The sequence below is a fragment of the Nocardia sp. CC201C genome, from assembly GCF_030010695.1.
GTDB lineage: Bacteria > Actinomycetota > Actinomycetes > Mycobacteriales > Mycobacteriaceae > Nocardia > Nocardia otitidiscaviarum.
Genome location: NZ_JASCXP010000297.1, coordinates 1 through 9,297, shown reverse-complemented (window position 1 = coordinate 9,297; position 9,297 = coordinate 1). Strand labels below are relative to the sequence as shown.

General features: G+C 70.9%; 10 protein-coding genes and 2 tRNA genes. 8 read left to right on the top strand and 4 right to left on the bottom strand.

From position 1 onward, the window contains the following. Window positions 1-112: 112 nt before the first annotated feature. A complete protein-coding gene (locus QK444_RS25745) occupies window positions 113-652 on the bottom strand; it encodes a tRNA adenosine deaminase-associated protein (RefSeq protein ID WP_282784502.1) in 540 nt (179 codons plus the stop codon). Between the two features lie 58 nt (window positions 653-710). Here QK444_RS25745 and QK444_RS25740 point away from each other — a divergent pair, with 58 nt between their 5' ends. Continuing rightward, window positions 711-1,661: a prephenate dehydrogenase gene (locus QK444_RS25740; RefSeq protein ID WP_282784500.1), complete on the top strand. Its 951-nt coding sequence runs from the start codon at window positions 711-713 to the stop codon at window positions 1,659-1,661. Between the two features lie 2 nt (window positions 1,662-1,663). Here the strand turns inward: QK444_RS25740 and QK444_RS25735 are convergent, their stop codons facing one another. Beyond that, on the bottom strand, window positions 1,664-2,269 hold the full coding sequence (locus tag QK444_RS25735) for a putative glycolipid-binding domain-containing protein (protein WP_268746745.1): 606 nt from the start codon (window positions 2,267-2,269) through the stop codon (window positions 1,664-1,666). 404 nt (window positions 2,270-2,673) lie between these two features. Between QK444_RS25735 and dcm the strand changes: the two genes are divergently transcribed. The 4 genes from dcm to QK444_RS25715 all read left to right on the top strand — a co-directional run bounded on the left by dcm (window position 2,674) and on the right by QK444_RS25715 (window position 6,717). Further along, window positions 2,674-3,816 carry a DNA (cytosine-5-)-methyltransferase gene (gene dcm, locus QK444_RS25730; RefSeq protein WP_143984414.1) on the top strand — a complete coding sequence of 381 codons (1,143 nt, stop codon included), beginning with the start codon at window positions 2,674-2,676 and terminating at the stop codon, window positions 3,814-3,816. A 121-nt stretch (window positions 3,817-3,937) separates the two neighbouring features. Next, entirely contained in the window at window positions 3,938-4,372 is a 435-nt protein-coding gene (locus QK444_RS25725) for a very short patch repair endonuclease (RefSeq protein ID WP_282784497.1), read from the top strand. Between the two features lie 847 nt (window positions 4,373-5,219). After that, window positions 5,220-5,987: a DUF998 domain-containing protein gene (locus QK444_RS25720; RefSeq protein ID WP_282784495.1), complete on the top strand. Its 768-nt coding sequence runs from the start codon at window positions 5,220-5,222 to the stop codon at window positions 5,985-5,987. Window position 5,988: 1 nt separating this feature from the next. Beyond that, entirely contained in the window at window positions 5,989-6,717 is a 729-nt protein-coding gene (locus QK444_RS25715) for a maleylpyruvate isomerase family mycothiol-dependent enzyme (protein WP_282784493.1), read from the top strand. A gap of 41 nt (window positions 6,718-6,758) precedes the next feature. Here QK444_RS25715 and QK444_RS25710 read toward each other — a convergent pair whose 3' ends face one another. Together QK444_RS25710 and hisC are read right to left on the bottom strand one after the other, a co-directional pair. Further along, window positions 6,759-7,001 carry a hypothetical protein gene (locus QK444_RS25710; RefSeq protein ID WP_282784491.1) on the bottom strand — a complete coding sequence of 81 codons (243 nt, stop codon included), beginning with the start codon at window positions 6,999-7,001 and terminating at the stop codon, window positions 6,759-6,761. Between the two features lie 12 nt (window positions 7,002-7,013). Then, window positions 7,014-8,093 (bottom strand): histidinol-phosphate transaminase, encoded by a 1,080-nt coding sequence (gene hisC, locus QK444_RS25705; protein WP_282784489.1) that lies wholly within the window; start codon window positions 8,091-8,093, stop codon window positions 7,014-7,016. A gap of 64 nt (window positions 8,094-8,157) precedes the next feature. Here hisC and QK444_RS25700 point away from each other — a divergent pair, with 64 nt between their 5' ends. From QK444_RS25700 to QK444_RS25690, 3 genes are all read left to right on the top strand, one after another. Beyond that, window positions 8,158-8,847 carry a dienelactone hydrolase family protein gene (locus QK444_RS25700; RefSeq protein WP_282784488.1) on the top strand — a complete coding sequence of 230 codons (690 nt, stop codon included), beginning with the start codon at window positions 8,158-8,160 and terminating at the stop codon, window positions 8,845-8,847. Between the two features lie 108 nt (window positions 8,848-8,955). Further along, window positions 8,956-9,045 (top strand) — tRNA-Ser (locus QK444_RS25695). A 36-nt stretch (window positions 9,046-9,081) separates the two neighbouring features. Continuing rightward, window positions 9,082-9,154 (top strand) — tRNA-Arg (locus QK444_RS25690). Window positions 9,155-9,297: the final 143 nt, after the last annotated feature.

The following is a 9,297-nucleotide window of genomic DNA, read 5'->3' as shown; positions in this document are numbered from 1 at the left end:
TGATGTGTATAACCCACCGGGGCGGGTCCGCGGCGGCGGCGGCCGCGATCGCCGCGCGGATCAGCGTCTCGTCGGCCCGCTCGGCGGCACCGCGAGATCCGGCCGCGCTCATTCAGCGAGGGAGCTTGTCCAGGACCGCCGAGAACTCGTTGGCGAAACCCAGGCGCTGGGCGATCATGCCGAGCTGCTCGTCGGGGTAGAGGTCGGTTTCGGCGAGGATGACGCTCAGCACCGGCTCCGGTAGTCCGAGGTCGGCCAGCACGCCGAGGTCGCCCTCCTCCCACGGCTCGATATCGTCGAGTTCGTCCGGATCGATATCCGGGATGTCGACATTCAGCGCCTCCAACACCTCGGCGGCGATGTCGTAGTCGATGGCGGCGGTGGCGTCCGACAGCAGCAGACGGCTGCCGGTCGGCGCTGGACGCAGGACGATGAAGAATTCGTCGTCTACGTCGAGCAGACCGAATACCGCGCCGGAACTGCGCAACTCGCGCAATTCTCGCTCGGCCTCGGTCAAACTGGAGAGTGCCGCCTGAGTCAACGGCGTGACCTTCCAGGTGGCCTCTTCGCGGACAACCGCCACTGCGAACCCTTCCACGTCGTCGTAATCGTCCGACGTCGCCCTATTCGTGCTCGAGCGCTGTGCTGCCATGGGCGCAACGGTAGTCCGCTTCGGGGGAAATGTTGAAGTCGTATGCGAATCTGGTGCCATGACGGGCGATCGGAAACCAGCTGTCTGCGTCCTCGGGACGGGTTTGATCGGCGGTTCGGTGCTGCGTGCCGCCGTCGCCGCGGGGTACGAGGCGTGGGGATTCAACCGGTCGGAGCCGGGTGTGCGGGCCGCGCGCACCGACGGCTTCGACGTGAGCGCCGACATCGGGGCGGTACTGGGCCGGGCCGCGGACCGCGACGCGCTGATCGTGATCGGCGTGCCGCAGCCCGCCCTCGACACCGTGCTCTCGGATGTGCGCAGTTTCGCCCCGGCGTGTCCGCTCACCGACGTGACCAGTGTGAAGAAGCCCGTACTGGATGCCGTGCACCGGCACGAACTGGGCGCGCACTTCGTCGGCGGGCACCCCATGGCCGGGACCAGCGAATCCGGCTGGGCCGCATCCACACCCGACCTGTTCAAGGGCGCGGCCTGGGCGATCAGCGTCGATCCGGGCGTACACGCCGACCCGTGGACCCGGGTGGCGCGGCTGGCGCTGGACTGCGGGGCCGTGGTGGTGCCGGTGCTCTCCGCCGAACACGACAGCGCCGTCGCCCGCATCTCACACCTGCCGCACGTGCTGGCCGAAGCCCTCGCCATCCAGGGCGCGGGCGGCGGCGCGCTGGCACTCGGGCTGGCCGCCGGGTCCTTCCGCGACGGCACCAGGGTGGCTGCCACCGCGCCCGCCCTGGTCCGCGCCATCTGCGAACCCAATGCCGACGCGCTGCTCGAGGTGCTCGACGACACCCTGCGGGTGCTCACCGCCGCCCGGGACAGCCTGCGCGACACCGACTCCCTGGCCCAGCTCACCGAGGCCGGACACGACGCGCGCAACGACTACGACACCTTCCAGCGGTGGGCGATCGCGGGCATTCGGCCCGGCGACCACGACTGGCTGGCGAAGCTGGCCGACGCCGGACGCCGCGGCGGCGTCATCGAAGCCCTGGAGTAGCCCTAGATGCGCTCGGCCAGCCCCGGGTAGTCGAGCAGGAAGCCGTCGGCGTCGACGGTGACCGTGGCGCTGGAGACCGGGGACAGCACGTGGATACCGTCCGGGCCGGAGCTGTAGGTGAGACTGGCCTCCTGCACCAGCAGGTCCGGCAGCCGCACGTAGACCACCGGGACCTGGATGTCCTCGGAGGTGTGCGCCAGGCCGTGGCGGCGAATCGGCAGCGTATTGAAGAACGGGCTCAGCACCATGTCGACATCGAGCGCGCCGCCGAAAGTGGAGCGCACGTGCGTGGCGCCCGCGTCGATGAGCCAGTAGTTCTCCTCGTCGCGGGCGATGGAGGCGTGCCGCTCCCCCGCCGCGACCGTGCTGCGCAGGGACAGGCGCTTGGTCACCCCGTTCTCGTCGGTGACGAGGTCGTAGGAGGCGCTGAACGCCTCGCTCTCCTCGGTCGCGCCGGCGATGATGCGGCCCGCCGCGCGAATCCGGTTGCCGTTCAGCACCACCCGCACCGACTCCATCCGGGACCCGTTGTGCGCCCGCCAGGTGAGGATCGCGGGCCACCGGGCGCCCCCGGCCCGGATTTCCTCGCCGTTGCTGTCCGTCGTCACGCCTCTACCGTACGTCCACGCCCCGCTCGCCCGGCGAACACACGGCGGCGTTCAGCGAGTTCGCCACGGCGTGTCCGGGTTGCGCCGTCACGCCGCGGCCTCGCGTGCGCTCGCCCCTGGGGAGTGGTAGGGCCGCGGACGCGTCCGGTGGCGCGTATCACCGGGCGCGGTCGAGGCCATTCGCCGATCGGGCTCCGCATATCGCCCCTCGGCGCGGCATCACCCGTTCCCCCGAGCGACATGCTCGACAGGCCATGCGGGGCGATGTATTCCGTCGGCGTGTTGTCGAGCGCGGGGGCCGGGCGGGTGGTGGGCGCGGTGTGGATCAGCGCCGGTTCGTCGCGACTCGAGTAACGTTCTGACGACATATCGGTACTCGGGGTGAAAGGACAGCTGTGGCGCGGATGGTGGGCCTGTTCGCCGGTATCGGCGGACTGGAACTCGGGCTCGCCGCGCACGGTTGGCGCAGTGAACTGCTGTGCGAGATCGACCAGGGCGCGCAGGCGGTGTTGAGCGCGCACTTCCCGGATGTGCCCGTGCATTCCGACGTCACCCGGCTGCGCGCGCTGCCAGCCGGGACCGAACTGGTGGCCGCCGGATTCCCGTGCCAGGATCTGTCGCAGGCCGGGCGCACCGCCGGAATCACCGGCTCCCGTTCGGGTTTGGTGGACGAGGTGTTCCGGCTGGTGCGGCGCAAACGCGGGCCGCGCTGGCTGCTCATCGAGAATGTGCCGTTCATGCTGCAACTGGGCGGCGGGGCGGCCATGCGGCACATCACCACCGCCCTGGAGGAACTCGGCTACCTGTGGGCGTACCGGGTGGTGGACGCGCGGGCGTTCGGACTGCCGCAGCGGCGCGAGCGAGTGCTCATGCTGGCCTCACGCACCGAGGATCCCCGGCCGGTGTTGTTCGGGACCGACGCCGGTGAGCGGGTGGTCGGCTCCGCCGATCACGATCCGTGCGGCTTCTACTGGACCGAGGGCACCCGCGGGCTGGGCTGGGCCGTCAACGCCGTGCCGACCTTGAAGGGCGGTTCCGCGCTGGGCATCGCGAGCCCGCCCGCGGTGCGGCTGCCCTCCGGGGAGATCGTCACCCCGGGCATCACCGACGCCGAACGCCTCCAGGGTTTCGACCGCGACTGGACCGCCCCCGCGCTGTCGGTGCCCACCGTGCGCAAAGGCCACCGCTGGAAACTCGTCGGCAATGCCGTGGCGGTGCGCATGGCCTCCTGGGTGGGCGCCTGCCTGTCCGCCCCCGCCACCGACGCCATCCCCGGCGAACCCCTGCTGCCCGGCCAGCGCTGGCCCACCGCCGCCTGGGGCCACGCGGGCACCGTGCACCGCGTCCCGGTCTCCACCTGGCCGGTGCACGCGCCCTACGAGGACCTGCGCTGGTTCCTCGACGACTCCAGCCTCCTGTCCGCCCGCGCCACCGCCGGCTTCCTCCGCCGCACCCGCATGGGCTCCCTCCGCTTCCCACCCGGCTTCATCGACGACGTCGAAAACCACCTCGACCGCATGGGCGGCCGCCCCAGCGAGGCGGCGTAGCACCGAGGGGAATTGGTGGCGGAGCCCTCCCGAGCGATGCCGCCACCAGTTCCCCGTCGGGCGCCCGGGTGGTGGGCGGTGCGCTCCCGGCGAGAGGATGGGGATCGATCCGGGAGGTCGGATGAGCGAGACAGCGCGGGCGACGGGACGGCCGCGGACGGATGCGGCAACGAGTGCGCGGATGGCGCGGCAGCGGCGCGTGGGGACCGCGCCGGAGATCGCGCTGCGGCGGGAACTGCATCGGCGGGGGGCGCGGTTCTTCGTGGACCGGGCTCCGATGCGGGGGCTGCGGCGGCGGGCCGACATCGTGTTCCCGCGCCGCAAGGTAGCGGTGTACGTGGACGGCTGCTTCTGGCACAGCTGTCCCGAGCACGCCACATCTCCCAAGAACAATGCCGAATGGTGGGCCGAGAAGCTGGCGGGCAATGTGGCGCGCGACCGCGATACCGATGCGCGGTTGCGGGAGGCGGGGTGGACGGTCGTTCGGGTGTGGGAGCACGAGCGAGCCGAGAGCGCGGCTGATCTGGTGTGGAAGGCGTTGGGGCGCACGGGGTGAGGCGCTCGCACCGTTCGCGGCTTGGACGCGACCGCGCCCGTGCGAGGCGACGCGGCCCGCGCCATTCCGGTACGCGGGCCGCTGGAACACCTGCACATCGCCGGGAGGCGGCGGGGCGGAGTGTCGCGACGCAGGTACCGGACCGAGTCGACCGCGACTCCGTCAGGCTCGGACGGAGCCGCAGCGCGCGGCGGACAGCAAGGGCGGTGCGCGGAAGACGAGACCGGTACCGGCACGAGCGCGCCGCTCCTGCACCGGCGGGCGCGGCCGGTTCGGCGGGCGGACCGGCGTATGCCCTGGGTGCGGACCAGCGAGGTGTTCCCATGGGGTGTACCACCGAGCCGACCCATCGCAGCGGACACCGGGTCGGGCGGCGAACGACGTGCGTCGCGACACAGACTGCGACATGCTGGGTGACAGGCCAGCGGGCCGGGTGGGGTGCGTTCCAACCCGCGCGGCGTGGTGGATATGGCGGGCTGAGGACGAGTCGGCTACACCTGGTCCGCACCGGAGCGGGTGGCGCTTGCAGATGGGATGCGATGAGCCCGCGCGGCGGGTGTGCGGGTTGTACGCCGCCGCGGGACGGCAACGGCCGAATTGCCCGCGCAGCGTGGTGGATTTGGCGGGCTGGGGGTGAGCCGGCTGCAACCTGGTCCACGCCGGAGCGGGTGTCGCTTACAGGTGGGATGCGGTGAGCCCGCGCGGCGCGGCGGAGAGGGCGGCTGGATGGGCGAGAATAGCGGGATACCGCCCGGGCGGTATCCGGTCTGGGGTGCGCGTTGCCGGGCCGTCCGCGCGGTGGCGGTTCGCGTGACGAAGGGCGGTGCGGCGGCGAAAGCGAGTGGCGATGACGCCTCCCGAGAACGAGCGGGGCGAGAACGTGGGCGAGGTGGCCGAGAGTGCGGGCGAGCGGGGTGCGGGCGAGCAGCCGTCGGAATCGCGTTTCCGGCGGGTGCTGCGGTGGGGGCTCGCGGTGCTCGTCGGGTTGGCGGGGTGCAGCTACTCGTCGTGGGTGCTGGAGTTCGTGTTGCCGGTGGGGATCGATCCGTTCACCTCGTTTCTCAGCCAGCTCGCCGAGCGCGGGGCGCCGTTTCGCGGCGTCTTCACCACGGCGGACACGCTGACCGGGGCCATGCTGGTGGTCGCCGCGGGCGGCGGGCTGCTGTTGTTCCCGCGGCGCGGGTACACCACCGTCGGCTGGGTCGCCCTGGGATGTTTCGGGGCAGCCACCATCGCCGATGCGCAGGCGCCGTTGGATCCGGCGGCCGAGGTGCCCGCCGGGGAGAGTCCGCTGTTTCCGCAGTTGCATCAGGTCCACGCGCTGACCAGCACGTTGGCGGTGTTCTCGATCTTCGTCGCCATGCTGGCGTTCACGGTGGCGGCGTTCCGGTATCGGCAGTGGCCGATCGTGCGGCATGCGGGGCTGTGGATTCTGGTGATCGGCTCGGTGGCCACGGCGTGGCTGCTCACCGCGGACAATCTGCCCGGCGATCACGGGCTCGGGATCGCGCAGCGGGTGCAGGTGGGGGCGATGTCGCTATGGCTGCTGGCGCTCGGCGCGCAGGTCGCGGCGGCGAACCGGCGCGCCACCCCGCCCGTGGGTATGGTCGGGTGATGTGACCAGCGACGCACCGGAATTCACCGCGATCCCCACGCAGCTCGACACTGTCGCCACCGCGACCGAGCGCCTGCTCACCACCGTCGCCGACCTGCGCGACGCCGATCTGGTGGAACCCTCGCTCCTGCCCGGCTGGACCCGCGGCCATGTGCTGGCCCACCTGTCCCGCAATGCGGACAGTTTGGTCAACCTGCTGCTGTGGGCCCGTACCGGCATAGAGACCCCGCAGTACGCCAGCGCGTACCTGCGCGACGCCGATATCGAGGCCGGTGCGCCGCGTCCGCTGCGCGAACAGCTCGACGATCTGCGAGCCGCCTCCGACCGCTGGCTGGACCTGGCCCGGGTGCTGCCCGAGGACCGCTGGGCCACCTCCGTCCGCAACCGCCAGGGCACGGAGATCCCGGCCACCCGCATCGTGTGGATGCGCCTGCTGGAGGTGGAGATCCACCATGTGGATCTGGCGGTGGCCTACTCCCCCGCCGACTGGCCCACCCCGTTCACCACCCGCCTGCTCACCGAGGCGCTCGCCGACCGCGCCCGCACCGCCGACCCCGACGCGCCCGGTTTCACCGTCACCGCGACCGATACCGGCTACACCGCCACCGTCGGCTCCACCGCCGTCACCGAGATCACCGGCACGGCAACGGCTCTCGCCACCTGGCTGATCGGCCGCTCCGACGGCTCGGACCTGAAGGGCGACCTGCCCGATCTGGCTGCGTGGAAGTGAACTCCGTTGTCCCGCACCACCTCAGGCGCGGGACAACCCGGTCAGCACTCGGGATCGAAGGCCACGCCTGACGAATCCCACACTCGCATGTGGTGGCCCCGTGGCGCGCAGAGCACGATCTCCCCGGGCTCGTGCTGAATGTCCCCGGCGAAGCCAGTTGCACCGTCCGGGTACGCGACGAACTCCACGACGATGTGATCGCCCGCCGCGAGGGTGTACTCCTGTCCGGCGGGCTCGAAGCGAACCACGACCGCCGCTGCGCCCGCACTGACCCTGAACTTCATCGCGGGCGGGGGTCAGCCCAGGAAGCGGGCAACGGTGTCGGCGTGGGTGGCGAAGGCGAGGAACTGGTCGTTCTCGTGTGGGTCACCGGCGGTGACGCGGACGCCGTCGGTGCCGTAGGGGCGGACGAGGACGCCCGCCGCGGCGCTGGCCTCACCGTATTCGGCGCTGCGGTCGCCGAGGGGGAGCCAGAGGAAGTTGGCGTGGCTGTCGGCCACCCGGTAGCCCGCCGCTGCCAGGGCCGTGCGCATGCGCTCGCGTTCGGCGATCACGGCGTCGGTGCGCTCCAGGAGTTCGTGGCGGGCGTCCAGTGAGGCGATGGCGGCGGCCTGGGCGAGCCGGTTGACGCTGAACGGAACCCGCACCTTCATGAGCGCGGTGACCACGGCCGGATCGCCCACGGCATAGCCGACGCGCAGGCCCGCGAGTCCGTACGCCTTCGAGAAGGTGCGCAGCACAAGCACATTCGGGCGGGTGCGGCCGAGTTCGACACCGTCGGGATGCTGATCGGCCGGGAAGCGCAGGTATTCGTAGTACGCCTCGTCCAGGACGACCAGCACGGTGTCCGGGATGGTGTCGAGGAAGCGTTCGATGGCGGCGCGGCCGTGCGCGGTCCCGGTCGGGTTGTTGGGGTTGCACACGAACACCGCCCGGGTGTTCGGGGTGACGGCGGCGGCGAGGGCGTCGAGATCGTGCGCGTAGTCGTGGTCCAGCGGCACCTGGACGGCGCGCGCCCCGGCGATGCGGGTGACGATCGGATACGCCTCGAAGGAGCGCCACGCGAACACCACCTCGTCGGTGTGCTCGCCGCAGGTGATCTGGATGATCTCCTGGCACAGCGCCACACTGCCGCAGCCGACCGCGACGTTCTCGATGCCGACGCCATGGAATTCGGCGATGGCGGTGCGCAGTTCGGTGGCGGTGATATCCGGGTACCGGTTGGCCTGTTCGGCGGCCTCGGCGATGGCCTTGGCCACCGACGGCAGCGGCGGGAAGGTGGTCTCGTTGCTGGCCAGTTTCACCACACCGGGCAGGCTGCGGCCCGCGACGTACGCGGGGATGGCGTCGAGGTCCGGACGAATGTGCGCGCTCACGCCTCCACCCTATGTCGGCCCAGGATTTATCCGGAACTTTACCTAGCTTCACTACCCTGGCTTTATGTCGGGCGTTTACCGAGATCTGGCCCCTGTGCACGACACCACCAGGGTCCCCGTCACCGTGATCGAACCGGATGGTCACGCCCGGGGCGGCATCGTGGTGCTGCACGAATCACGCGAGTTCACCGATCCATTGCTGGACATGATGCGGTCCCTGGCCGACGACGGCTGGACGGTGCTGGCCCCGGACCTGTTCCACCGCACCAATGGCGCGCAGGCCGACAAGGTCTTCGGCGACGACCTGTTCGCCGACTTCGACGCCTGCTTCGACTGGCTGATCGGACACGGCGTCTTCCGCGACTGCGTCGGCGTCCTCGGCTTCGACTCCGCCGGAACCGCTGCCCTGCTGGTGGCGACCAGTCGACCGATCGGCGCGGCGGTGAGCATCGCCGCCCCCGGCATCGACAGCCCGCTGACACCGCAGGCCGACGCCCTGGTCCACGCCGCACCGAAACTGAAGGCCCCCTGGCTCGGCCTGTACGGCGAGGACGACCCCGTCACCCCGCCCGACCACGTGGAACAGCTGCGCGACGCCGCCGCCCGCGCCGCCGTCGCCACCCTGGTGGTCAGCTATCCCGGCCTGCGCCACCGCCCCGACCATCCCGGCTTCGATCGCGACGCACTCGACGATGCCGCTGTCGTCGACGCCCAGACCCGCATCTTCGACTGGTTCGACAGCCACCTCCGCTGACCGTCCATTTTATTCTCCTGACCAGCCGTTTTGCGTCTTGGTCGGCTGCTGTGTAACCTTTGTCCCCGGCGGTTCGAAAGGACCGGCGGCCTCGCAAGAAGGCGTCCAGGAGGCGTGCCAGAGCGGCCGAATGGGACTCACTGCTAATGAGTTGTCCCTTCACGGGGACCGGAGGTTCAAATCCTCTCGCCTCCGCCAAGCCCGGTTCGCCGGGCGCCACAAATGAATATTCCTGCGCCCGTAGCTCAACGGATAGAGCATCTGACTACGGATCAGAAGGTTGGGAGTTCGAGTCTCTCCGGGCGCGCAGTGAAAAACCCCCGCTGCCAATGGCTGTGGGGGTTTTCGTGTGTCCGGGTGGTGGTTCGGGTTGCTCGGACGGGGGTCGGTGCGCTCCCCTCCAGGGCCCCCCCCCCCCGGGCGCGGGGGGGATAGGGCGCCGGGAATAGG

What these genes read in the sequence shown, in the direction of transcription:
- QK444_RS25745 (WP_282784502.1), bottom strand. Translation starts at nt 652, where the DNA reads ATGGCAGCACAGCGCTCGAGCACGAATAGGGCGACGTCGGACGATTAC.
- QK444_RS25740 (WP_282784500.1), top strand. Translation starts at nt 711, where the DNA reads ATGACGGGCGATCGGAAACCAGCTGTCTGCGTCCTCGGGACGGGTTTG.
- dcm (WP_143984414.1), top strand. Translation starts at nt 2,674, where the DNA reads ATGGTGGGCCTGTTCGCCGGTATCGGCGGACTGGAACTCGGGCTCGCC.
- QK444_RS25725 (WP_282784497.1), top strand. Translation starts at nt 3,938, where the DNA reads ATGAGCGAGACAGCGCGGGCGACGGGACGGCCGCGGACGGATGCGGCA.
- QK444_RS25720 (WP_282784495.1), top strand. Translation starts at nt 5,220, where the DNA reads ATGACGCCTCCCGAGAACGAGCGGGGCGAGAACGTGGGCGAGGTGGCC.
- QK444_RS25710 (WP_282784491.1), bottom strand. Translation starts at nt 7,001, where the DNA reads ATGAAGTTCAGGGTCAGTGCGGGCGCAGCGGCGGTCGTGGTTCGCTTC.
- QK444_RS25700 (WP_282784488.1), top strand. Translation starts at nt 8,158, where the DNA reads ATGTCGGGCGTTTACCGAGATCTGGCCCCTGTGCACGACACCACCAGG.